Consider the following 22,814-nt stretch of genomic DNA (forward strand, 5'->3'; position numbering starts at 1 on the left):
GGGTTAAATCCGTTCGATCGCCAATGCGATGCCCTGACCGCCACCGATGCACATGGTGATCAGCGCACGTTTGCCGCCCGTACGTTCCAGTTCGTACAGAGCTTTGACGGTGATGATCGCACCGGTTGCGCCCACCGGATGACCCAATGCGATGGCACCGCCATTCGGGTTCACCTTTGCCGGGTCGAACCCAAGGTTCTTGCTGACCGCCAAGGCTTGCGATGCAAAGGCTTCGTTGCTTTCGATTACGTCGAAATCCGTCACTTTCAGCCCTGTACGGTCCAACAGATTTTGCACCGCTGGCACAGGACCAATGCCCATCACTTCGGGACGCACGCCCGCGTGGGCATAACCGATGACCCGCGCACGTGGTGTCAGACCGGCGCGCGCAGCCGCATCTGCTGTGGCCAGCACAACCGCGGCTGCCCCGTCGTTGATGCCACTGGCATTGCCTGCCGTAACGGTACCGTCTTTTTGAAATACGGTGCGCAAACCGGTCAGCGCGTCGATTGTCGTCGCTTTGGGGTGTTCGTCCACCTCGAACGGGACCATGTCACGTTTCACACGCACCTCGACCGGCGTGATTTGATCCTTGAAATAACCCGCTTCAATCGCGGCGGCGGCGCGGCGTTGGCTTTCCAACGCAAATGCGTCCTGATCCGCGCGGCTGATGTCATGTTCTGCCGCGACATTTTCCGCAGTGACGCCCATATGACCCGTCCCGAACGGACAGTTCAGCGTACCCAACATCATGTCCACGGTTGCCACATCGCCCATTTTCTGGCCCCAACGGGCACCCGAAAGAATATAGGGGGAGCGCGACATATTCTCTGACCCGCCCGCAAGCGCGAATTCCGCATCGCCCAGCATCAGGGACTGGGTGGCTGAAACAATCGCCTGCACGCCCGAACCGCAAAGCCGGTTCACATTCATCGCGGGCACGCTGTCGGGGATACCTGCCTGCATCGCGGCGACGCGAGACAGATACATATCGCGCGGTTCGGTGTTGATCACGTTACCATAGGCCACATGCCCGATCTGGCCGGCCTCGACCCCAGCGCGTTCAAGCGCGGCCTTGGCCACCACAGTACCCAGATCAACCGGTGCAGTCCCGGCCAGCGCCCCGCCAAAAGTGCCGATCGCAGTGCGCGCGCCGCCCAGAATAACGATTTCAGTGCTCATGATATGTCCCCCAAAGTGTTGCCTTTATGAATAGGGGCAAAGGGACCGCTGCGATAGGTAAACCCTACGTCGGATTTGGCACCAACTTTGTGCGACCGCCGGCATCAAGCACCCAACAATCAGTGCCTTCAAACACCGCCGCGGTCATGGGTTTGCCATATCCTGCACCGCTATCAAGATTGACGCGATTGCCGTAATGGCGCGGTTCGTCCACTGGTGTATGCCCGTGCACAACCAGTTTCGGGTGCATGCGCGGATCAACGTGAAACTCTTTGCGAATCCAAAGCAGGTCTTCTTCGTCCTGCTCAGCCAGGGCAACGCCGGGGCGGATGCCGGCGTGGGCAAAGAACAGCGCCTTTGTTTCGTGGGATAAAACCGCCTCTTGCAAGAATTTGATGTGGGACTGCGGCACAGCATCGCGCGCCATTTTATGCACGTCCAGCATGCGCGAACGTTCGGTAAATTCAACACCATAAGAGGCCAGCGTCGTATCGCCGCCCAGACGCGGGTGCAGCCAGTAGCGCTCGACCGGCAGATAGGCTTCGTGCTGGGGGTAGTCGCGCATGAACCAATGGAACATGCGGTCATGGTTGCCCTGCAAATAGGTCCAGTTGCGCCCCTGCGCCTGTCCTTCGACCAACAGGTCGATCACGCCTTTGCTGTCGGGTCCCCGATCCGTGTAATCGCCCAGAAAAACGATTTCCGCATCCGGCCCGCCGTCCGCTTCGATCAAGCCAAGCACGCGGTGCAATTCGGTCAGTTGTCCGTGAATATCGCCAACGGCATAAATTGATGTCGTCATTTGGGGCACCCCGTCATAAATAACGCCCGCCCCAGAATGGGACGGGCGCTGTGTCTCTAACACTGGAATGAGTGTCAGGCCACGTCGAATTGAAGTGGCTTGATCTGTCTGAACATGCCTGTAGCGGCCAGCTTGTCGATGACCGGTGCAGGCACCTGTTCATCAACATAAAGCAGCGCAATCGCCTCGCCCTTTGCCTCGGACCGGCCAAGGGTAAAGTTCGCGATGTTCACGCCGTTTTCGCCCATGGTCTGACCCAAGGTCCCGATGATACCCGGCACGTCCTCGTTGGTGGTATAAAGCATATGCGCGCCGATTTCGGCGTCGACCTGAATGCCTTTGATCTGGATAAAGCGCGGCTTTCCATCGGAAAATACGGTACCCGCGACAGAGCGTTCGCGTTTTTCCGTAACAACAGTCACCTTGATGTAGCCGTCGAATACGCCTGATTTGTCCTGATTGGTCGTGCTGATCTGAATGCCCTTTTCACGGGCAACCACGGGGGCGCTGACCATGTTCACATCCGGATTGGCCCGTTTCATGATGCCTGCAACAACGCCACAGTTCAGTGCCTCAAGGTTCATTTCGGATACTGTACCATCATAAAGGATGTTGATCGCCTTGATCGGTTCATCCGTCATCTGGCCGATAAAGGCACCCAAGTGTCCGGCAAGGTTGATCCACGGGGTCATGACCTTTGCTTCTTCGGCGGTGACGGATGGCATGTTCAGCGCGTTGCTGACCGCACCTGTCAGAAGATAATCCGACATTTGTTCGGCCACTTGCAGAGCTACGTTTTCCTGCGCCTCGGTTGTTGCCGCACCAAGGTGGGGTGTGCACACAACGTTCGGCAGGTTGAACAGCGGGTTTTCCTTAGCGGGCTCTTCCTTGAACACGTCAAAGGCCGCGCCAGCAACGTGACCGGACTTCAGCAGATCGGCCAGCGCTTCCTCGTCCACCAGACCGCCACGCGCACAGTTGATGATGCGTACGCCTTTTTTCGTTTTTTCAAGGTTCTCACGGCTCAGGATGTTCGCTGTCTGATCGGTGAAGGGGACATGCAGCGTGATGAAATCGGCGCGGGCCAGCAGTTCGTCCAGCTCGACTTTCTCAACGCCCATCTTCTCGGCCTTTTCCTCGCCAAGGAAGGGGTCATAGGCCACAACTTTCATCTTGAGGCCGCGTGCGCGGTCGCAAACGATACCGCCGATGTTGCCTGCACCGATCACGCCCAGCGTCTTGCCTGTCAGCTCGACACCCATGAACTTGGACTTTTCCCATTTGCCGGCATGCGTTGAGGCGCTGGCTTCGGGGATCTGGCGTGCAACGGCAAACATCATCGCGATGGCGTGCTCGGCGGTGGTGATCATGTTGCCGAAAGGCGTGTTCATCACGATCACACCCTTTTTGGAGGACGCGTCTTTGTCGATGTTGTCCGTCCCGATCCCTGCGCGGCCAATCACCTTGAGGTTTGGCGCATTGGCGAGGATCTTTTCAGTGACCTTGGTCGCGGAGCGGATGGCAAGACCGTCGTAGTTGCCGATGACTTCGGCCAGCTTGTCCTTGTCTTTGCCAAGGTCAGGCTGGAAATCGACGTCGATGCCGCGGTCGCGGAAAATCTGAACAGCTGCTTCGCTGAGGCTGTCGGAGATGAGTACTTTGGGGGCCATGGTGTTGGTCCTTTAATCAAATAGGGGGTGGCGGGGTGAACCCCGCCCTACGGTATATGGGGAAGGCGGGAATGCTCCCGCCTGCGATCAGGCGTCGATTTCGGCGTTGAATGCCCAGTCCAGCCACGGCAGCATCGCTGCGATGTCGGAGGTTTCAACCGTGCCACCACACCAGATGCGCAGTCCCGGAGGGGCATCACGGTAGGCGCCGATATCAAGCGCGACGTTCTCATCGGCCAGACGTTTTGCAACTGCCTTGGCGAATGCCGCACCATCAGTGATGCGGTCGTCATTGAACTTGAGGCACACAGAGGTGTTCGACCGCGTTGCCGGATCAGCGGCAAGGAATTCGATCCAGTCGTGCTGTTCGACAAAATCGGCAATCGCCTGTGCATTCGCATCTGCCCGCGCGATCAGCCCTTTCAGGCCACCGACGGATTTGGCCCATTTCAGCGCTTGCAGGTAATCCTCAACACACAACATCGAAGGGGTGTTGATCGTCTCACCCTTGAATATACCCTCGATAAGTTTCCCACCTTTGGTCAGGCGGAAAATCTTGGGCAGTGGCCATGCTGGTGTATAGTTTTCCAGCCGCTCGACTGCACGTGGGCTGAGGATCAACATGCCGTGGGCCGCTTCGCCGCCCAGAACTTTCTGCCAGGAGAAAGTCGTCACATCGAGCTTGTCCCAGGGCAAATCCATAGCAAATGCAGCAGAAGTTGCATCGCAAAGGGTTAGACCGGCACGATCGGCAGGGATCGCATCACCGTTTGCCATGCGCACGCCGGAAGTCGTGCCGTTCCATGTAAAACAAACGTCATTGTCATAATTCAGGGTCGTCATATCGACGATTTCGCCGTAGTCGGCGGTATGGGTGGTCGCCTCAATCTTCAGCTGCTTGACCACATCTGTGACCCAGCCTGCGCCGAATGATTCCCACGCGACCATCTCGGCAGGGCGCTCACCAAGCATGGACCACATGGCCATCTCGAATGCGCCGGTGTCGGATGCAGGTACGATACCGATCTTGTAGTCGGCCGGAACACCCAGAATCTCGCGGGTGGTCTCGATCGCCTCAAGCAGTTTGGATTTGCCTTCGGCCGCACGGTGACTGCGACCCAAAGGCGCGTCCGCGAGGTTCTGCAAATCGAATACGGGGGGTTTGGCACAGGGGCCTGATGAAAAACGCGGATTGGCCGGCCGCGTTGCCGGTAGTTGAGTAGCCATTGATGCTATCCTTTCAGATATGCGCCCTTCGTTGGGGAAGGGTGTCCCACCGCCGGACATACGGAACACCGGTAAAAACAGCAACAGGCAAAGGGACGCGGGTTTTAGGGAAATGTGGTCTTTTACAGACCGATGCAGGAACGCGTGTTTCCTATTGGCGCATATCCGACACAAGCGGATCTGGATTTGAGGCAGAGCACTGGCGCGTAGAATTGCAAACCAGACTCGCAGACCCCGATTGTGAAAGAGGGAGCCGTAGGCGACAGATCGGCAGGGTTAGACCTTAGCGCGCGAGAGGTATCGTTAGCCTGATCGAAGCGCCTGAAGCGCTTTCGATAAGCTCCAAGCGCCCATCATGATTTTCCATCACTCTGCTTGCAATAGGCAGCCCTAAGCCACTGCCTGGTCCACCACTTGCTTGTGAAAAGCGGCTCAGCGCTGCAATGTGGCGATCAGCAGGGATGCCAGTGCCATCATCGGTGATGATCAAAGTTGCGTTTCCTCCGCCCTGTGACAACTCCATTGTAATCTGTGTCAGATCCTTACCGCCGTGGATGATCGAGTTGGTCAGCAGGTTCAGCACAGCTTCATGCAACATGGTTTTATCCCCTGTTACAGTCACCTCCGCTGAAGGAAGGTCATAGGTCAGCGATACCTCACTCTCGAGGTGTTGCTGGACAAACGCGCTGCCGACGTTGCGGACGAAAGCGCCGAGTTCAACAGGTTGTCCTGAACGCAGAATATCTGTGCCGCTTGCGCGTTCGAATGACAAAAGCTTATTCGTAAGATCGCTTGCCTCTCTTGCGGCAAGCAATAATTCGGCACTACGCTTTTGTGCCGCGTTCGGGTTTGGCGCGTTTTCAACGGCTTCAGCTAGCGCGAGCACGCCTGCAACGGGGTTTCTGAGTTGATGCGCGGCGTTGGAGATGAATTCATCTTTGGAACTGATCCTTCGCGAAATGCGGTCGAGCAAAGCATTGAGCGTACTCACGAGCCCCTGCGCTTCTACAGGCACAGCACGGCGGATGGGCTTAAGCTCGGTTGGGCTTCGTTCTGCGATGGCGCGTTCGAGATCAAGCAGGGGGCGCAGTCCCAGCCCGACGCCAAACCAGACCACCACAGCGACACAAAGCACAAGCAGTGTAATCACGGCAAAGGAGCGTGACAGGACATCGCGCACAAAGCTGCTGCGTACCTGCGCGCTTTGCCAGACTGTGATACTGAAAACACCCGCCACACCACTGACCACGGTACTGTCGCGATAGCGCAATACGCGCACGTTTTCATTTTGATAGGTGCTGTTGTAATACTGAGGGTCGGTTGGCTCATCGCGCAAAGCGCTTGGCAGAACCGGCGGCGTTGAGTAACCGGTCACAAACACCCCGTCAGGCGCATAGACATGGTAGAAGATCGGCCCACCGGATGTGTCGTTTAAAAGCCGCTGCGTAGAGGGGCTGATCGCGTCACCATCCGACAAGGCCACATCGCGCGAGATTGCAAGCGCTGCGGACAAGAGACCGCGGTCGAAAATGTTTTCAGCCCGGTCTGTCGTTGTATCGAATTGCCACGCAGCAGCGATAAGAGAGATGACCAGAAGCGGCGGCAGAATGATCAAGGTAAGCCGCGCGCGCAGGGACTTTAGCTTCATTGTCATGTCTCGGCTGACATCTGGTACCCGAGACCGCGCCGCGTACGGATCGTGATCCCGTATTGTTTCAGGCGGCTGCGCAAGCGCGAAACATAGACTTCGACAACGGTCTCTTCGACATCGGCCCCCACGCCATAGACATGATCCAGAACGGCGGTTTTTGAAACCGTGCGCCCTTCCGCGGCCAAGAGACATTCAAAGACAGACATCTCGCGGCGCGGTAGGTCTATTTCGGTCTGACCGTCGAACAACTGCCGCGCAGCAGGGTCAAACTGCAACGCGCCGAAAGTGCGTAACTGTTGCTGGGGGATATCACGCCTGCGCAACAGGGCCCGCACACGCGCCTCCAGCTCTGCCATCTCGAACGGTTTGATCAGGTAATCGTCCGCCCCCGCATCAAGGCCCGTCACCCGATCTTCTGTATCCGCTCGCGCGGTAAGCAGGATCACCGGTCTGGTATCGCCCCGCCCGCGCATTTGCTTGAGCAGCGACAGCCCGTCCTGACCTGGCAGATTGATATCAAGGATAACCAAATCAGCCTGATCGTGGGCCAGATACCCCTCCGCTGCGCTGCCGTCATGCAGCACATCTACAGCATGGCCAGCGTCCTCAAGACGGTAGGTGATACCCTTTGCAAGGCTGACGTTGTCCTCGACCAGTGTGATCCGCACGTTGAATGAATCCCGATAATGCAAGTCTGGTGCAAGGTTCGCAGGTCAAAAGGCATACATCAACCGGGGGCGGACACCCCCGGAACGATTCGAAATTGGTCCCTTTGGGAGAAGGGGCATGCAAAACCGGGAGGAATATATGTCCATTTTCAAAACCACGCGCCGCGTGGCCGTGAGCCTTGTCGCTGCGGCTGCTGCAACATTTGGTCTGCAAGCGAATGCTGGCGGTCATGGCATCGATCTGGCGGGCAAAACCGTTGAATGGATCATTCCATTCTCCGAGACTGGCGGTTCCGCTAAATGGGCCAACTTCTATGCGCCACTGCTGTCCGAGGCGTTGCCAGGCCAGCCGACTGTTGTTGTGAAGTTCATGCCAGGTGCGGGCTCGACCAAGGGTGCCAACTTTTTCCAAGAGCAGTCTTATGAGGACGGCACGCTGATCTTCGGTTCTTCAGGCTCGACTCAGTTCCCTTATCTGTTGGGCGATCCGCGGGTGAAATTCGAATACGCTGACTGGAACGTTGTTCTTGCCTCCGGCACCGGCGGCGTGGCCTATTTGCCGCCAGAACTGGCAGAGAAGATGGACGGCCGAGACGCCTCCGGTCTGCAAGACACTGATTTTATCTATGGCAACCAAGGGGCCACACGCCTTGACCTGGTCCCGACACTGGCATGGGAAATGCTGGGCCTGAACGTCGAAAGCGTCATGGGCATCAAGGGTCGCGGTGACGGCCGTTTGATGTTTGAGCGTGGTGAAGCCAACATCGACTATCAGACGTCTTCTTCCTACCTGTCTGGCGTAACGCCATTGGTCGAAGCGGGCACTGCTGTCCCGATGATGACCTGGGGTGCCTTGGATGATGCGGGCAACATCGTGCGTGACCCCACATTCCCGGACACACCGACGTTCAAGGAAGTCTGTGATGCCACCGAAGGATGCGAGACCTCTGGCGAGAAATGGGAGGCGTGGAAAGCGTTCTTTATTGCGGGTTTCCCTGCACAAAAGATGGTGTTCCTGCCACAGGGTGCGACCCCTGACGCTATGGCGACCTACACCGCCGCTTTCGAGGCGATCAAGGCACGCCCTGATTTCGCTGAAATCTCGGGAAAGCGTTTGGGCAAATACCCCCAGATGACCGGTGCCGCAGCTGAAACAGCCAAAGCGAGCGCGACCAAAGTATCCCCCGAAGCCAAAGCGTTCATCGTGAACTGGCTGCAGGAAAAATACGGCGTTTCGCTGAACTAAACTTTCCTTTTTGAGCGCCCCGCCCGCAGGGGTGGGGCGTTTACCCAAGGAAAGTGGGAGGATCATTTCATGGAAATCATCATGGAGGCTCTGCCTGCATTCGGCGACGCTTGGACGCTGATTTTGCAACCTGTTGTGTTGGGATATCTGGTCATGGGCGTCCTGATGGGCCTGTGTATCGGCGTGTTCCCGGGATTGGGCGGCATTGCAGGCCTATCGCTTTTGCTGCCGTTTATGTTCGGCATGGACCCGATTTTGGGCCTGGCGCTAATGATCGGCATGGTTGCGGTTGTTCCGACATCTGACACATTCGCCTCTGTGCTGATGGGTATTCCGGGGTCCTCGGCCAGTCAGGCGACAGTGCTGGACGGCTTTCCCATGGCCAAAAAGGGCATGGCTGCACGTGCGCTTTCAGCGGCGTTCGCCTCATCCTTGTTTGGCGGGTTGGTCGGGGCCAGCTTTTTGACGGTGTTCATTCTGATTGCACGCCCCATCGTGCTGGAGTTCCGCACCCCTGAATTGTTAATGATCACCATCTTCGGTCTGTCCATGGTCGGCATTCTTGCGGGCCGCATCCCGATCAAAGGGATTGTCGCGGCAGGCCTTGGCATGTTGATCGGTATGATCGGCGAAGGTGCCTCTTCGGGCGATCTGCGGATGTCATCCTACGATTACCCTTATCTGACTGACGGGCTGAAACTGGTGATTGTCGGTCTTGGTATCTTTGCCATCCCCGAGATCATCTCGCTGCTGCGCCAGGACCGCGCCATCAGCGAAGAGCCGCAAATCGGCGGTGGCTGGATCGATGGTGTCAAAGACTGGTTTGCCAATATCTGGCTGTCTGTACGGTGTTCCATCATCGGGGTTATCGTGGGCGTTATCCCCGGTCTTGGCGGGTCCGTGGTTGACTGGATTGCCTATGGCCACGCGGTGCAAACGACGAAAGACAAATCCAACTTCGGCAAAGGCGAAGTCCGCGGCGTAATCGGGCCGGAGAGTTCGAATAACGCCAAAGAGGGCGGCGGGCTGGTACCCACCTTGCTTTTCGGGATCCCCGGCTCAGGCTCTATGGCGATTTTTATCGGTGCGATTGCCCTGCTGGGATCTGGCCAGATCGAAGTTGGCCCTGCGATGCTGAAAAACAACCTCGATATCACCTATGCGATCGTATGGCTGCTGGCACTGGCCAACGTGGTTGGCACAGTTATTTGTATCGCTGCCTCTGGTGGCATCGCAAAGCTGACAACAATCCGCTTTGTTCTGCTGGCACCCTTCCTGTTCATGATCATCAGCTTTGCGGCGTTCCAATCGGGCCAAAACCTGATGGACCTCGTGGCACTGTTCGCGATCGGATTCCTCGGCATCCTCATGCGGCGGTTTGACTGGTCGCGTCCCGCGTTCCTTATCGGCTTCGTCCTGTCAAACCCTGCCGAAAACTACGCGAACCAAGCCATTCAGATCGCGCAATCACGCTTCCGCAAAGGGTTCGGCGAGGGGATCGACTATATTTTCTCACCCATCGTTATTGTTTTGCTGGTTATCACAGTGATCTCCGTCGTGCTGGGGTTGCGTCAGGCCAAACACATCATGGCCGAAGGTGACATCACAGCAGGCTCCAAACGCGCGCCGATGGTCTTTATGCTGCTGGTCACCGCCTTCATCGGCTATGCTCTTTATGACGCGAATGCGATCCCCAGCTACAGCCGCGACCGGACCTTCCCGATCTTTGTGGCAAGCATTTGTCTTATCGGATGTGCGTTTCTTGTCATCCAGATGATGCTCAAGCCCGAGACGCACACGATCTTTGCCGATCGCGAGCTGAATGGCGAAGACGCGCAGGCGACCCATGGTTTGTGGCCAACGCTGGCGTGGTTTGCTGCGCTGTTGGTGTTGACCTCTCTGCTCGGCTTCATCCTTGCGCTGACGATCTTCCTATTCGCCTTCATGGTGATCCGTGCGCGGGTCAGCATGGTCTTTGCCGCCGGATACACCGCCGCGGGCCTTGCGTTCATTTGTGCCATGGCGTGGCTGCTGAACCGTGATTTCCCGCCCGGTCTGTTACAGGAATACTTCACTTTGCCATGGCCCTTCACATGACCCAGACAGAAATCCCTTTCCTTTTCATGCGCGGCGGCACTTCGCGCGGTCCATACCTCAACCGGGCTGACCTGCCCGAAGATCTGGAAAGCTTGGCGCAGGTGCTCATCTTTATCGTGGGTTCAGGCCATCCGCTGAATATCGACGGGATCGGTGGTGGCGTTGCGGTGACAACCAAGGTCGCAATGCTATCGAAATCCGATGATGAATGGGCCGATGTCGATTACTTCTTTGCGCAGGTGAGCGTTGAGGACCGCCTGGTAGATTTCAAACCGACCTGCGGGAACATCTTGTCTGGTGTTGGCCCTGCGGCCATTGAAATGGGGTTGGTGGCAGCGCAAGACGGCGAGACAGCTGTTAACATTCGCGCCGTGAATACCGAAGCGCGGGTTGCCGCCGTTGTGCAAACGCCGGGCGGCAAGGTCAGCTATCAGGGCGATGCGCAGATTGATGGCGTGCCGGGCACGTCGGCACCCGTAGCTTTGCAGTTCATGGAAACAGTCGGCGGCGTTACGGGAGCATTTCTGCCCACGGGCAATCTGGTTGATGTCATCGACGGTATCGCTGTGACCTGCATGGATGTCGCCATGCCAATGGTGATCGCCAAGGCCAGCGATTTTGGCCTGACCGGTTATGAGAGTGCGGCCGAGCTGGATGAAAACCGCAGTTTCTTTGCCAAGATGGAAGCCCTGCGCATCAAAGCCGGTGCGCTGATGGGAATGGGCGATGTCAGCGAATCTGTTACACCCAAATTCGGGCTATTGGCACCCGCCCGTGCGGGGGGCACCATTGCGACCCGTTATTTCATGCCGTGGAACACTCATCCGACGATGGCGGTGACAGGCGCGCAATGCCTTGCTGCTTGTGTGCTCACGCCCGGCACGGTTGCGGAGGGGATGGCGGCCAAACCGAACGAAACACCTGCGCCCATCACGCTAGAGCATGCCTCGGGCAGCATCGATGTCATGGTAGACTATGCGCAAACCGATGCAGGGTTTCAGATCAAATCCGCAGGTTTGATCCGCACAGCTCGCAAAATTGCCAGTGGAAGTGTTTTTGTCCCTCAATCAGTATGGGCTGGCGTGTAACACCGCATGTAACGAGGAATAGACCGATGAAAGTGCACATTCTTGACGATTGGTTCGATACGCTGCGCGGTTTGCCCTGCTTTGCGAAACTTGACGATCACGAGGTCACCGTCTGGACTGACCATGAACCCGATCCGGTCAAGCTTGCCGCGCGGATGCAAGACGCCGAGGCGCTGGTTCTGTTTCGCGAGCGCACAAAAGTGGGTGCTGAATTGCTGGCGGGTTTGCCAAACCTCAAGCTGATCTCCCAGCGCAGCGTTTATCCCCATGTGGATGTGACCGCATGTACGGCGCATGGCGTCCTGCTAAGCTCCAACATGCACGCGGGCGCGCCGTCTTATGCAGCAGCAGAGCATACACTGGCGCTGATCCTTGCCAGCTATCGCCAGATCCCGCAGCAGACGGCGTCGATCAAGGCGGGCCACTGGCAATCCGGCGTTGGTCGCACGCTGCGCGGCAGAACGCTTGGGCTTTATGGGTATGGGCGCATCGCGGGTGCGGTCGCGGAATATGCCAAGGCGTTGGGTATCAACGTGCAATGGTGGGGATCAGAGGCTGGCCGCTCCCGTGCTCTTGCGGCGGGTGAGACCGTTGCGCCGTCGCGCGACGCGTTTTTTGCGACATCAGATATTGTCAGTATTCACGTACGGCTCAAGCCGGAAACGCGCGGTCTGATCACTGCTGCTGATCTGGCGCAGATGCAGCCCCGTGCGCTTTTCGTAAACACCTCGCGGTCCGGTCTGGTCGAGACCGGCGCCCTTGAGGCGGAAGTGGCAAAGGATCAACTGCACGCCGCTGTCGATGTTTTTGATCATGAGCCACTGACTGATACGTCAAACATCCTGTTGACACACCCCAATGTGTTGGCCACCCCTCACATCGGATTTGTGACCGAGGACGAGTTCGACCTTCAGTTCTCTGACATCTTTGATCAGATCAACGCCTACGCGGCTGGCGCGCCTATTCATATGATCAACCCCGAGGTATTTCCTTAAGCGGTTTGCGCGGCCTCAACGAACCCGTCCGATATGGCTTGGGCTACGAAACCATTAAGCGCGGCGATGCGCGGATCGGTACTATCAGGCAGTACCATCGCCTGACGGACCGAGGTCAGTACGCCGGTCAGGATGCGAACGTCCGGCGATGTTGAAAACGCGGCCTCTAGCGAGGCACGAACACCGGCGACGGCATCGCACCGGCCTGCGCGAAATTCTTCAAAGCTTTCGGGCGGTGTGCCTAAATGCTCCAGTGTTGCGTGCTGCAGGTTTTTGGTCAGATGCATGTCATACGCCGAACCGGTCGACGTTAAGATCTTTACGCCGGTTGCATCGACATCTTCGACGTCTACAAATGCGGAATCGCTGCGCACCGCAAAGGTCGCTTCGATCACAATATAGGGTTCGGTAAAGGCAATTTTTTCGGCACGCATTGGGTCGATTGCCAGAAACCCTACGTCCCATTTATCAAGGTGTGCATCATCAAATACTTTGCCTGCACCGCTATAGATAACAGGCTCCATGCGGGCCCCGATCTCGTCCGCCAGTCTTTTGGCCAGCGCGGGGCTGACGCCCCTCAGTTGATCGCCGTCCTGATGGACCAAGGCGCGATTGCCAGTATTGATTGCGACGCGCAGCACACCGTCGTGTGCCAGTGTTTTCAATTCCGCCTGCATCGTTATTTCCCTTCTCCAGTGTTTGTATCAAACAGCCGAACAAACAGCGGCGCGCCTAGAATGACCACAAATATACGTAGCACGTGATGGGCCACTACAAAGGCCATATCAGCCCCTACGATCAAAGCCAGCACTGTCAGTTCTGCCTGCCCGCCCGGCGCGAAAGCCAAAATCGTTTCCATCGGCGGGGCAAGGCCTGCGACATGAATGACCTCAACAAAGATCATGGTCAGCACCAGAAGGATTACGCAAAATCCCAGACCCGCTGTTACATCTGTGCGCACTTCGACCATGGTGACACCTGCATATTTACTGCCCACACTCATGCCAATGAAAAACTGGGCGGCCCAGATCGCCTCGGCAGGTGGGCGATGGTTCAGAATTCCAGCCATCGCAAATGCCGCTGCGAGCAAAAGCGGACCCAGAATTGTAGCGCCGAACATGCCCGCGCGTTTCGCCATCTGCCATCCGGCAAGACCACAAAACACCATGATCGCAAGTTCCGCAGGCGCAATACTTGCGGCGGGGGCACCCGGAGGGTTGCTTAGATCAGCGTCCCAGACCCATTTCAGCAAAAACGGTAGAACCACGACAATCACCATCACCCGCGTCGCATGGATGAGTGACAGCGCGCGCACATCGCCGCCAGCTTCCTCTCCAAAGACAAGCATATCCTGCAAGCCACCCGGCATGGAGGAATAATAGCTGGTTGCGAAATTAAACCCCCAGAGGCGTTGAAAATATAGGACCCCGACCACCCCGATACAGCTGGTCATCACGGGGATCATCAGCAAGGTCGGCCACATCCCCACCATGGAACCGAGTAGGGTGGTTGTGAATGTCGCACCTACAGCTACGCCCAGAATGGTGCGCATCGCATCTTTCACCAGCTTAATCCCACGCATCGGAACACCCGCCATTGCGGCAATCAGGCACGCAAAGATCGGCCCCAGCAGCCAAGGCAGGGGCAGCTGCATCATCTTGAAAGCCAGAACACCAATTCCGGCGACCACAAAGGCGTAAAGATGGGGCATCACGATTGTAACACCTTGAGCCTGTGGCGCAGGGAGGTTTGCAAATGCGCCTCTGCCGCGTCACCCGCAGCCTGTTGATCGCCCGCAGCGATCGCCGTGATAATCTGTGCGTGCTGGCTGCTGACCGTTTTAATCCGCGCTTCGTCATCCAGCGTGGTTGGCCCCAGCAGAATCAACGCATTGTTGAGCGCACGTGCTGACGCCAGCAAAAAGCGATTGCGCGTAGCGAGGTAGATGCTGCGGTGAAAATCCTGATTGAGTGCGGCCGCGCGAGGAGTATCTTGGCCGGCACCATCAATCTGTTCGTTGATCTCTTTGAGCAGATCCACTTCGGCGGGGTTTGCATGTTTGGCGGCCATCTCGGCGGCCGTGCGCTCAAGGACCAGCCGCATTTCGTATAGCTCAACGATTTCTGTGGTGCTCAACGTGCGGATGACAGCGCCCAAGCGGGGGCGGTGTTCGACGATCCCGTCGCTTTCCAATTTGCGCAAGGCCTCCCGCACCGGAGTCCGCGACAGGCTGAGTTTCTTCGCCACGTCGATTTCGCGCAGACGGTCACCCGGCTGGAATTCCCCCGCCCTGATCGCCGCATGCAATCGATGGTACGCAAGCTCCCCTTGAGACATGTCTTGCAATTCTGTGCTGTGCATCTTAGTGAGACCCATATTGTATCCACCTGGATACAATATAGATATGAAAAGGAAACACCAGTGTCAAAGTCAGTGATTGTCGTCGGAACAGGTAACGCCGCGCTTTGTGCCGCGATCGCGGCGTTGGAAAACGGGGCGCAGGTGACGCTGCTGGAAAAGGCTGATCAGGCTTTGGCGGGTGGCAATACCAAATATACGGCAGGCGCGATGCGCTTTGCCTATGACGGGGCTGCGGATCTTTTGCCGCTGTTGCGCAATCCCGATGACCCTCGCGTTCAGAACGCTGACTTCGGGGGCTATGACACAGCGAAATTCGCCAGCAACCTGCTGGCGTTTAACGATGGCCGCCCGCTGTCGGAGGAGCAAGAAGCGCTCGTCAACCTGTCGGGCGAGACGATGCGCTGGCTTGCATCCCATGACGTAAAGTTCGAGCCGATCTATAGCCGGCAAAGTTTTGAAAAAGACGGACGACATGTGTTTTGGGGCGGCTTGACACTGGCAGCAGAGAACGAAGGGGTTGGCCTATTCGATATGGAGCTAGCGGCGGTTGAGCGGATGGGTGGCAAAGTCCGCTATAATAGCGCTGTCACCGGTCTGGTGACTGAAGGTGATGAGGTTATCGGTGTACGGGTTGGTGATGAGGTACTGTATGCAGACGCCGTAATCCTTGCCTCTGGTGGATTTGAGGCAAATGACGAGATGCGGGTCAAACATATGGGCCCGAACTGGAAAGCCGCGAAAGTACGCGGCACGCCGCACAACACCGGCGACGGGCTGACAATGGCGAGCGCAGTCGGCGCGGCGGAATATGGTTTTTATGCTGGATGCCATGCAACACCCATGGACCTACATATGGCTGATTTCGGTAACCTTGACCTGCCCGCTGGTGAACGCAAGAACTACCGCAAAATTTCATATTTTTTGGGCGTAATGCTGAATGCCGATGGCGCACGTTTTGTCGATGAGGGTGCCAATTTCCGCAACTACACTTATGCGCAATACGGTGCCGCCATTCTCGAGCAGCCGGGCCAGTTTGCTTGGCAGGTTTTCGATAGCAAAGTGTTCGATCTACTTTATGCCGAATACAGATTTCATGATGCCCATTTTGTAGAAGCTGATACCTTGGACGCGCTGGTGCCCCTGATGACTGGCGTAAACGCAGAGGCTGCCACCGCTACGCTTGATGCGTACAACGATGCGGTGGATGCCCAAACCGCGTTTGATCCAACCGTCCTGGATGGCAAAGCAACCGATGGCTTGACGCCGCCCAAATCAAATTGGGCCCAGAAAATAGACAAGGGGCCCTTCCGCGCATTTCCGGTCACCGGCGGGATAACGTTTACCTATGGGGGGCTGAAAGTAGACCCCAAGGGTAATGTCCTTAGGGAAGATGGATCAAAGGTTGCCGGCCTGTTTGCCTGCGGTGAAATTGTCGGCGGTGTATTTTTTGCGGGTTATCCGGGCGGATCAGGCCTTACGTCAGGCGCGGTGTTTGGACGACGTGCGGGGTATGGGGCGTCGCAATCATAAGCGGCTTACTGATCATCACGCCGATAGGTTTTTGACTGCTTTAGCGACCGCTTCTGGAAGCCCGCCAGTTTGTTGTGTCGGTATGTATCCGGCTAAACTGTGCGACAGGGTTGCAGAAACGCCCTGTGCGGGGCTGGCCGCAAAATAGGCATGTGTAACTGAACGAAAATATAGAAATGGTTTGGCGGCATTGTTGAGTAAGGCAGTGTCCCGCTGCCGCGTTTAAGGAGCACTGCGGGCTGGCAAAATCGCAAAAACGGGACTAGACCGCCGCATGATCGCATTTAAGCGATGTGCCTAGCGCGGATCGGAAACTTTGACATGTTTACAGTTGTTTTGCTGACTTCTCCAGAAAAAGGCGGGCTTGAGCCGTCCTTGGTTGAGAGCCTGCGCAATGCTTGGGGGGGCGGGGACGCCATTTGGCTGGCACCGGATGAGGCTGCGGAATTCACCGTCGCTGAAATACCGGCGAACCGTTGGGAGGTCTGGGAAAGCTGTCAGGCGATGCAGGTGGATCTGGTGATTGTGCCGACCGCAACGCGGCGCAAAAAGATGCTGCTGGCCGATATGGACAGTACGATGATCCAGCAGGAATGTATCGACGAACTGGCGGACGAAGCTGGCGTTGGCGAAAGGGTCAAAGACATCACTGCACGCGCCATGAATGGCGAGCTGGATTTCGACGGCGCCCTGCGCGAACGCGTCGGGTTGATGAAGGGGCTGGACGCGTCCGTGATCGACAAGGTTCTGGATGAGCGGATCAGTTTCATGCCCGGTGGTAAGGCCCTGTTGGCAACCATGAAGGCCAATGGTGGCCATGCGGCGCTGGTGTCAGGCGGGTTCACCGCCTTTACCGCCAAGGTTGCCGCAGCACTGGGTTTTGATGAAAACCGCGCCAACACATTGTTGATTGAAGATGGCGTTCTGACCGGTGAGGTCGGCATGCCGATTCTTGGCAAGCAGGCCAAAGTTGATGCCTTGGAGGAGATCACGGCCCGTTTGGGGTTAACAGATGCTGACGTGCTTGCGGTTGGGGACGGGGCGAATGATCTGGGAATGCTGGGTCGCGCTGGCATGGGGGTCGCGCTGCACGCCAAACCATCGGTCGCCGCGCAATGTGATGTCCGGGTAAACTTCGCCGATTTGACGGCGCTGCTTTACGTGCAGGGATATGCGAAGGATGAATTCCTGTCCTGACCGTTCGCGCACGGACGGCATCTGATTGATCCGCCATCGGGCATTCGGTTAGGCAGCGACAGGCAAAGTGGCACCCCTTTTCGAAAGGGTACCACTTGGCGGCTTAAAGAAGACCGGCGGCCGGTTTCAGAATACCGGTTTCAATGCCGCGCCAGTTCTTGATCGGCGCGTTCATCCGTTTCAGCGTGGCTGGATGATTGGCGTCGAGCACGCCTAATTTGACCAACAGCGCCGCAATCGCACATTCCGCAGCGCGGGTGGTGCCGCAGGCCGCCTTCAGCGCGATGCCAAGTTTCTGTTCCGGCAGGATCGCGATAAAGAACCCTTCGGCACCGGTTTTCAACGCGACCTTACCGTCCATCGCCCGCATCAACTCGGTACAGGCACGGGTTTCACCGGCAACCAGTTCCGGGTGTAGACGCATCGCCTGATGCAGGCGCGCCTCGGCGGAACCTTCGGGGGCGGCGGCAAAATGCGCCATGGCGCGGGCCATGCCATGCAGGGTGCAGGCGTAATTCGGCGCAGAACACCCGTCGATCCCGTATCCGGGAGACGTTTCTTGGGTAACGGTTTCAAACGCCTCAAGGCAGGCGCGTTGCAAGGGGTGATCGGGATCAACATAATCCGGCCCCGCTTTCAGGTGCTGGGTCAACGTCAGAAAACCCGCGTGTTTGCCCGAACAATTGTTGTGAATCTGGCAGGGGGATTTATGGGCGCGGATCAGCCCTTCGTGGGCGTCCTTATCGGCGGGATCCTGCGGGCCACAGCGAAAATCATCGTCGTTCAGGCCAAGTGTTTCGAGCCATGTCGCCACAAGATCGGTATGGATTGCAGCGCCCTGATGGGAGGCGCAGGCAATGGCCAGTTGTTGGGTTGTCAGCCCGCGTTTGTCGGCCGCGCCTGACGTGATCAGCGGCAACGCCTGAATCATCTTTGACGAAGAACGCGGCATAATGGTGCGGGTCGGATCACCCCAAGCCTGCACGATTTCACCACTTGCATCGCATATCACAGCATGGCCGGAATGAACGCTTTCAAGGAAGGGGCCGCGCCAAACTTCGGTAAAGGGGGCTGCTTGGGTCATATTTCACCTTCAAATTAAGCGAAATCCTGCCAATCAGGGTTTCGTCTGTCGCCTGTTTCGCGTTAATATGCTCTTTGTCAAAAAGATAACAGGCACTTGACGCAAGAGCGATGCACAAAGCACCGCCAATAGGGCTTGGTCGGTATTGAGGTTAGGACAGCTTGGAGGCTGGACAGATGGGAATGATGAAGAATTTCGGGTGTGCGATCGGGGTAGCAGCATTGCTGGCACCTGCCGCATTTGCGCAACAGCAAAGCACAAACCGCGTGGCGGCGAAAACCGACTGGAGCGTGTTTGTCGAGGATAACCCGACAGAATGCTGGGGGGTTTCCACGCCCAAGGAAACTGTTAACTCGCGCGATGGTCGTGTTGTTGCGGTGAATCGCGGGCAGACCCTGTTGATGGTATTTTACCGTCCGTCAGCGGGTGCCAAAGGGCAGGTTGCCTTTACCGGCGGATATCCCTTCGCATCGGGGTCCACCGTGACGATGGATATTTCGGGCAATTCTTTCGAGTTGTTCACCGAAGGGGAGTGGGCCTGGCCTGCGACCACGGATGATGATGCCAAAATCATCACCTCGATGAAGCGCGGTGCCAATGCGGTGCTGTCCGGTCAATCCGGTCGCGGGACGAAAACCAAAGATACCTTTTCGCTGCTGGGCTTTACAGCGGCAGTTGAAGACGCGGCAAAGCGCTGCGGCGGCTGATCCTGATCGCAGGGTGGGCAGCGTGCCCACCTGACCCGGCAGGGGCATCCAAGCGATTTGCGCATCTCGCGGCGGCAAGATCGCGTATACGGACAAGCTGATGCGCGCCGGCGGTAAGCTACCGGAGGGATGCGGGTCTTTTGCAAATGCCGCGCAGTCCTATATAGCAAGCACATCCTTACATAGATGAGTCGCCCCATGTCCGTTACTGCACCGATTACCCAAGATGTTCACACCATACCGCGCAAATTGCCGGAGGGTCCGCAGAACCTGATCGGGTTGACCCGCGAGGCGATGCGCGACGCGTTGATTGCCCATGGGACACCGGAAAAGCAGGCCAAGATGCGTGTTGGGCAGATCTGGCAGTGGATCTATGGCTGGGGCGTGCGCGACTTTGCCGAAATGACCAATCTGTCCAAAGCATTCCGTGCCGAGTTGGCCGAGAATTTCGTGATCGAAATCCCGGAGGTGGTGACGCGGCAGGTGTCCGAGGATGGTACACGCAAGTATCTGGTGCGCATTGCGGGCGGCCATGAGGTAGAGATCGTTTATATTCCCGAAGAGGGGCGCGGAACGCTTTGTGTCTCTTCGCAGGTGGGGTGCACGCTGACCTGTTCGTTCTGCCATACGGGCACGCAAAAGCTGGTGCGCAACCTGACGGCTGGTGAAATCATCGGCCAGGTCTTGGTCGCGCGGGACGATCTGGGCGAATGGCCTGAAATTGGTGCCAAGAATGTCGAAGGGCGACTGTTGTCAAACATCGTCCTGATGGGCATGGGCGAGCCGCTTTATAATTTTGAGAACGTCCGCGACGCGATGAAGATCGCGATGGACCCAGAGGGGATTCAATTGTCGCGCCGCCGGATTACCCTGTCCACATCGGGCGTCGTGCCGGAGATTGCCCGTACAGCCGAAGAAATCGGATGCCAGCTGGCAATATCGTTTCATGCGACCACGGATGAGGTGCGCGACAAACTGGTGCCGATCAACAAAAAGTGGAACCTCGAGGTATTACTGGAAGCCTTGCGGTCTTATCCGAAAGTGTCGAACTCCGAACGGATCACGTTTGAATATGTGATGCTTCACGGGGTGAATGACAGCGACGAAGATGCGCATCGTTTGGTTGAGTTGATCAAGGGTATTCCGGCAAAGATCAATTTGATCCCATTCAACGAATGGCCCGGTGCACCGTACAAACGATCGTCAAATAACCGTATCCGCGCGTTTTCCGAGATCGTGTATAATGCAGGCTACGCCTCGCCTGTGCGCAAACCGCGCGGCGAAGACATCATGGCGGCTTGTGGTCAGTTGAAATCCGCGACCGAGCGGTCCCGCAAGTCACGCAAACAGATCGAGGCGGAGGCGGGCCTGTCCTGAATGGCCGCGTGGTGTTTTCCCGTGCCGGTGTCCGGCGCGGGATCGCTTTGGATCATGCCCTGTCCGACAGCGGAACGATTGGCAGAATTGCGTGCGTCGGGTATTGATTGTGTTCTGTCGATGCTGCCGGCGGCAGAAGCATCCGATTTGGGAATGGAGCACGAAGAAGCCCTTTGTGCGTCGCTGGGTATGACATTCCTGTCTCACCCGATCCCTGATTTCGCCCTGCCTGATCCGCAAAAATTCAACGGTTTGATTGCAGATCTCAAGGCGCAGCTTGCGGAGTGCCGTTCGATCGCGATTCATTGCCGCGCAGGCATCGGGCGTAGCGGAATGGCGGCAGCCTGCACGCTTGTAGGCATGGGGCAAACTGCGCAAACGGCGATCGCGATGGTGAGCGGGGCCAGGGGTGTTTCAATTCCCGATACAGCGGAACAAGGCGAATTTATCGCCTCTTTCGCGGAGGGGATGAATAAGGGCAATGACTTAAGGTGCTGAATTGTATGTATTTACTTTGAATTGGACGTAAGGGAAGCCTGCGATGGCTTCCCTGAAATGACCCTTGTTCCGCCGTATTTCGGCGCGACTGTTGCCTTGGTTGGCTTCCAGATTGTTTCCATCGGAACAGATAATCAGGATTGAACCCATGTCCATCATGTACAACAAAGACCCCTTCATCACCGCACAAGTCATCGACCTTGTCCTGCGCGAACGCGATTGCTCTCTGTCGGCACGCGAATGGAAGCATCGCCTTGCCGGCTATGGTTATGCGATCAAAGACACCGACCACGGTCAGATTGTTGAAACGCTGCCGCACCACGTAGAGGTTGGCGTTCTGCCGGCAGAAGTAAGCGCCTGAAGCTGATCCTTTCGGGGCTTTGCCTATCTGCCGGGAACACTGTCCCGCGCGGTCGGGGCGTCCCAGTTTTCAATCAGCTCCATCGCTTCTTTTGCGCTGTCGACAAACCGGAAGAGGTTCAGATCTTCGGCTGAAATGGTGCCGGCATCGGCTAGCGCATCCCAGTTGATAATCTTTTGCCAAAACGCCTTGCCGAACAGTAGGAAGGGCACCCGCTGCATCCGGCCTGTTTGGATCAGTGTCAGCGCTTCGAACAATTCGTCCATGGTGCCGAAACCACCGGGAAACACACAGATCGCTTTCGCCCGCATCAGGAAATGCATCTTGCGGATCGCGAAGTAGTGAAAGTTGAAACACAGCTCCGGCGTGACGTATTCGTTTGGTGCCTGTTCAAACGGCAATACGATGTTCAGCCCGATGGAACGCCCGCCCGCGTCGATTGCGCCGCGATTGCCTGCTTCCATCACCCCCGGTCCACCGCCCGTGACGATCACGTCCTCGGTGCCGCCGCCAGCCATTGATTTCAATGTCATAAGCCGTGAAAACTCGCGGGTCTCGTCATAGAACTTTGACAGGTCGGCCAAGGTTTTGGTGCGGGCCGTGTCCTTTTTCGCAGGTTCGGGAATACGCGCACCGCCGAACAGCACGATGGTTGATGTGATCCCTTCGGCGTCCAGCATCATTTCGGGCTTAAGCAATTCCAACTGCAACCGGACGGGGCGCAACTCCTCGCGGCACATGAATTCCTGATCAGTGAACGCCAGTTGATAGGCCGACGCGCGGGTTTGTGGCGTATCGGGGGCCGCTTGGGCGGCGGTGCGATCCGTTTTTGCATCGCGCAGGGGATGGCGGCGTTGGTCGTCTTTCATGGAACTCTCCGAAAATAGGTTGGCGTCAGGGTGGCGTGGTTATGGCCGACTTGCAAGATACCGCGCGAAGCCGAGAAGCTAGGAGGATTTCACAATCAATCAAGTTCCCGACACCGTTTGCCGATCGATCAATCGGGCGTTCTTGCCGTATCGTTCGGGCAAAAGACGCTGAATGATTGCACTGACACGGCCCTGAGGATAAAG

The 22,814-nt window shown here is 57.1% G+C and carries 21 protein-coding genes; 10 read left to right on the plus strand and 11 right to left on the minus strand.

The genetic code is table 11. From position 1 onward, the window contains the following. Positions 1-3 precede the first annotated feature (3 nt). The 6 genes from Z947_RS0104140 to Z947_RS0104165 all read right to left on the minus strand — a co-directional run bounded on the left by Z947_RS0104140 (position 4) and on the right by Z947_RS0104165 (position 7,200). The gene (locus Z947_RS0104140) at positions 4-1,182 is read right to left on the minus strand and encodes an acetyl-CoA C-acyltransferase family protein (protein ID WP_025043054.1); all 1,179 of its coding nucleotides are present in this window, start codon (positions 1,180-1,182) and stop codon (positions 4-6) included. Between the two features lie 64 nt (positions 1,183-1,246). Next, positions 1,247-1,984, minus strand: a complete 738-nt coding sequence (locus tag Z947_RS0104145; protein ID WP_037938687.1) for a metallophosphoesterase family protein — start codon at positions 1,982-1,984, stop codon at positions 1,247-1,249. 74 nt (positions 1,985-2,058) lie between these two features. Continuing rightward, positions 2,059-3,654, minus strand: coding sequence for a phosphoglycerate dehydrogenase (gene serA / locus Z947_RS0104150; RefSeq protein WP_025043056.1), 1,596 nt, complete (start codon positions 3,652-3,654; stop codon positions 2,059-2,061). 87 nt (positions 3,655-3,741) lie between these two features. Further along, a complete protein-coding gene (locus Z947_RS0104155) occupies positions 3,742-4,881 on the minus strand; it encodes a phosphoserine transaminase (RefSeq protein WP_025043057.1) in 1,140 nt (379 codons plus the stop codon). A 283-nt stretch (positions 4,882-5,164) separates the two neighbouring features. After that, on the minus strand, positions 5,165-6,529 hold the full coding sequence (locus Z947_RS0104160; RefSeq protein WP_025043058.1) for a sensor histidine kinase: 1,365 nt from the start codon (positions 6,527-6,529) through the stop codon (positions 5,165-5,167). Positions 6,530-6,531: 2 nt separating this feature from the next. After that, positions 6,532-7,200: a response regulator transcription factor gene (locus Z947_RS0104165; RefSeq protein WP_025043059.1), complete on the minus strand. Its 669-nt coding sequence runs from the start codon at positions 7,198-7,200 to the stop codon at positions 6,532-6,534. Between the two features lie 139 nt (positions 7,201-7,339). Here Z947_RS0104165 and Z947_RS0104170 point away from each other — a divergent pair, with 139 nt between their 5' ends. The 4 genes from Z947_RS0104170 (at position 7,340) to Z947_RS0104185 (ending at position 12,626) form a co-directional block, all read left to right on the plus strand. Further along, positions 7,340-8,446, plus strand: a complete 1,107-nt coding sequence (locus Z947_RS0104170) for a type 2 periplasmic-binding domain-containing protein (RefSeq protein WP_037939159.1) — start codon at positions 7,340-7,342, stop codon at positions 8,444-8,446. 69 nt (positions 8,447-8,515) lie between these two features. Then, the gene (locus Z947_RS0104175) at positions 8,516-10,543 is read left to right on the plus strand and encodes a tripartite tricarboxylate transporter permease (protein ID WP_025043061.1); all 2,028 of its coding nucleotides are present in this window, start codon (positions 8,516-8,518) and stop codon (positions 10,541-10,543) included. After that, positions 10,540-11,631, plus strand: coding sequence for a 4-oxalomesaconate tautomerase (locus tag Z947_RS0104180; protein WP_025043062.1), 1,092 nt, complete (start codon positions 10,540-10,542; stop codon positions 11,629-11,631). Before Z947_RS0104175 ends, Z947_RS0104180 begins: the two co-directional genes overlap by 4 nt. Positions 11,632-11,657: 26 nt before the next feature. Next, on the plus strand, positions 11,658-12,626 hold the full coding sequence (locus Z947_RS0104185; protein ID WP_025043063.1) for a D-2-hydroxyacid dehydrogenase family protein: 969 nt from the start codon (positions 11,658-11,660) through the stop codon (positions 12,624-12,626). Here the strand turns inward: Z947_RS0104185 and Z947_RS0104190 are convergent. From Z947_RS0104190 to Z947_RS0104200, 3 genes are read right to left on the minus strand one after another with little or no spacing between them, the layout of a single operon-like run. Then, positions 12,623-13,303, minus strand: coding sequence for a transporter substrate-binding domain-containing protein (locus Z947_RS0104190; protein ID WP_037938690.1), 681 nt, complete (start codon positions 13,301-13,303; stop codon positions 12,623-12,625). The genes Z947_RS0104185 and Z947_RS0104190 overlap by 4 nt on opposite strands. A 2-nt stretch (positions 13,304-13,305) precedes the next feature. Next, on the minus strand, positions 13,306-14,337 hold the full coding sequence (locus Z947_RS0104195; RefSeq protein ID WP_037938692.1) for an AbrB family transcriptional regulator: 1,032 nt from the start codon (positions 14,335-14,337) through the stop codon (positions 13,306-13,308). Then, positions 14,337-15,002, minus strand: coding sequence for a GntR family transcriptional regulator (locus Z947_RS0104200; RefSeq protein WP_240477508.1), 666 nt, complete (start codon positions 15,000-15,002; stop codon positions 14,337-14,339). Before Z947_RS0104200 ends, Z947_RS0104195 begins: the two co-directional genes overlap by 1 nt. Before the next feature lie 45 nt (positions 15,003-15,047). On the opposite strand from Z947_RS0104200, the gene tcuA reads away from it, so the two are divergent. Both tcuA and serB read left to right on the plus strand, forming a co-directional pair. Continuing rightward, positions 15,048-16,517 (plus strand): FAD-dependent tricarballylate dehydrogenase TcuA, encoded by a 1,470-nt coding sequence (gene tcuA / locus Z947_RS0104205; protein WP_025043067.1) that lies wholly within the window; start codon positions 15,048-15,050, stop codon positions 16,515-16,517. Positions 16,518-16,838: 321 nt separating this feature from the next. Continuing rightward, positions 16,839-17,714 carry a phosphoserine phosphatase SerB gene (gene serB / locus Z947_RS0104210; RefSeq protein ID WP_025043068.1) on the plus strand — a complete coding sequence of 292 codons (876 nt, stop codon included), beginning with the start codon at positions 16,839-16,841 and terminating at the stop codon, positions 17,712-17,714. A gap of 103 nt (positions 17,715-17,817) precedes the next feature. On the opposite strand, the gene Z947_RS0104215 is transcribed toward serB, so the two are convergent. Further along, positions 17,818-18,798: an asparaginase gene (locus Z947_RS0104215; protein ID WP_025043069.1), complete on the minus strand. Its 981-nt coding sequence runs from the start codon at positions 18,796-18,798 to the stop codon at positions 17,818-17,820. Positions 18,799-18,983: 185 nt separating this feature from the next. Between Z947_RS0104215 and Z947_RS0104220 the strand changes: the two genes are divergently transcribed. The 4 genes from Z947_RS0104220 to Z947_RS0104240 all read left to right on the plus strand — a co-directional run bounded on the left by Z947_RS0104220 (position 18,984) and on the right by Z947_RS0104240 (position 21,741). Next, positions 18,984-19,505, plus strand: coding sequence for an invasion associated locus B family protein (locus Z947_RS0104220; protein ID WP_081781115.1), 522 nt, complete (start codon positions 18,984-18,986; stop codon positions 19,503-19,505). Between the two features lie 198 nt (positions 19,506-19,703). After that, complete coding sequence (gene rlmN, locus Z947_RS0104225) at positions 19,704-20,882, plus strand: dual-specificity RNA methyltransferase RlmN (RefSeq protein WP_025043071.1); 1,179 nt, start codon at positions 19,704-19,706, stop codon at positions 20,880-20,882. After that, positions 20,883-21,380, plus strand: a complete 498-nt coding sequence (locus Z947_RS0104230) for a protein-tyrosine phosphatase family protein (RefSeq protein ID WP_025043072.1) — start codon at positions 20,883-20,885, stop codon at positions 21,378-21,380. A gap of 148 nt (positions 21,381-21,528) precedes the next feature. Then, positions 21,529-21,741, plus strand: a complete 213-nt coding sequence (locus Z947_RS0104240) for a hypothetical protein (RefSeq protein WP_025043073.1) — start codon at positions 21,529-21,531, stop codon at positions 21,739-21,741. 23 nt (positions 21,742-21,764) lie between these two features. On the opposite strand, the gene Z947_RS0104245 is transcribed toward Z947_RS0104240, so the two are convergent. Next, on the minus strand, positions 21,765-22,610 hold the full coding sequence (locus Z947_RS0104245) for an LOG family protein (protein ID WP_025043074.1): 846 nt from the start codon (positions 22,608-22,610) through the stop codon (positions 21,765-21,767). Between the last annotated feature and the right edge of the window lie 204 nt (positions 22,611-22,814).

The organism is Sulfitobacter geojensis (genome assembly GCF_000622325.1).
GTDB classification, from domain to species: Bacteria; Pseudomonadota; Alphaproteobacteria; order Rhodobacterales; family Rhodobacteraceae; genus Sulfitobacter; species Sulfitobacter geojensis.

Bases quoted from the DNA above. Each gene is read 5' to 3' on its own strand.
- Z947_RS0104140 (WP_025043054.1), bottom strand. From the start codon at position 1,182: ATGAGCACTGAAATCGTTATTCTGGGCGGCGCGCGCACTGCGATCGGC.
- Z947_RS0104145 (WP_037938687.1), bottom strand. From the start codon at position 1,984: ATGACGACATCAATTTATGCCGTTGGCGATATTCACGGACAACTGACC.
- serA (WP_025043056.1), bottom strand. From the start codon at position 3,654: ATGGCCCCCAAAGTACTCATCTCCGACAGCCTCAGCGAAGCAGCTGTT.
- Z947_RS0104155 (WP_025043057.1), bottom strand. From the start codon at position 4,881: ATGGCTACTCAACTACCGGCAACGCGGCCGGCCAATCCGCGTTTTTCA.
- Z947_RS0104160 (WP_025043058.1), bottom strand. From the start codon at position 6,529: ATGAAGCTAAAGTCCCTGCGCGCGCGGCTTACCTTGATCATTCTGCCG.
- Z947_RS0104170 (WP_037939159.1), top strand. From the start codon at position 7,340: ATGTCCATTTTCAAAACCACGCGCCGCGTGGCCGTGAGCCTTGTCGCT.
- Z947_RS0104175 (WP_025043061.1), top strand. From the start codon at position 8,516: ATGGAAATCATCATGGAGGCTCTGCCTGCATTCGGCGACGCTTGGACG.
- Z947_RS0104180 (WP_025043062.1), top strand. From the start codon at position 10,540: ATGACCCAGACAGAAATCCCTTTCCTTTTCATGCGCGGCGGCACTTCG.
- Z947_RS0104185 (WP_025043063.1), top strand. From the start codon at position 11,658: ATGAAAGTGCACATTCTTGACGATTGGTTCGATACGCTGCGCGGTTTG.
- Z947_RS0104190 (WP_037938690.1), bottom strand. From the start codon at position 13,303: ATGCAGGCGGAATTGAAAACACTGGCACACGACGGTGTGCTGCGCGTC.
- Z947_RS0104195 (WP_037938692.1), bottom strand. From the start codon at position 14,337: ATGCCCCATCTTTACGCCTTTGTGGTCGCCGGAATTGGTGTTCTGGCT.
- Z947_RS0104200 (WP_240477508.1), bottom strand. From the start codon at position 15,002: ATGGGTCTCACTAAGATGCACAGCACAGAATTGCAAGACATGTCTCAA.
- serB (WP_025043068.1), top strand. From the start codon at position 16,839: ATGTTTACAGTTGTTTTGCTGACTTCTCCAGAAAAAGGCGGGCTTGAG.
- Z947_RS0104215 (WP_025043069.1), bottom strand. From the start codon at position 18,798: ATGACCCAAGCAGCCCCCTTTACCGAAGTTTGGCGCGGCCCCTTCCTT.
- Z947_RS0104220 (WP_081781115.1), top strand. From the start codon at position 18,984: ATGAAGAATTTCGGGTGTGCGATCGGGGTAGCAGCATTGCTGGCACCT.
- rlmN (WP_025043071.1), top strand. From the start codon at position 19,704: ATGTCCGTTACTGCACCGATTACCCAAGATGTTCACACCATACCGCGC.
- Z947_RS0104230 (WP_025043072.1), top strand. From the start codon at position 20,883: ATGGCCGCGTGGTGTTTTCCCGTGCCGGTGTCCGGCGCGGGATCGCTT.
- Z947_RS0104240 (WP_025043073.1), top strand. From the start codon at position 21,529: ATGTCCATCATGTACAACAAAGACCCCTTCATCACCGCACAAGTCATC.
- Z947_RS0104245 (WP_025043074.1), bottom strand. From the start codon at position 22,610: ATGAAAGACGACCAACGCCGCCATCCCCTGCGCGATGCAAAAACGGAT.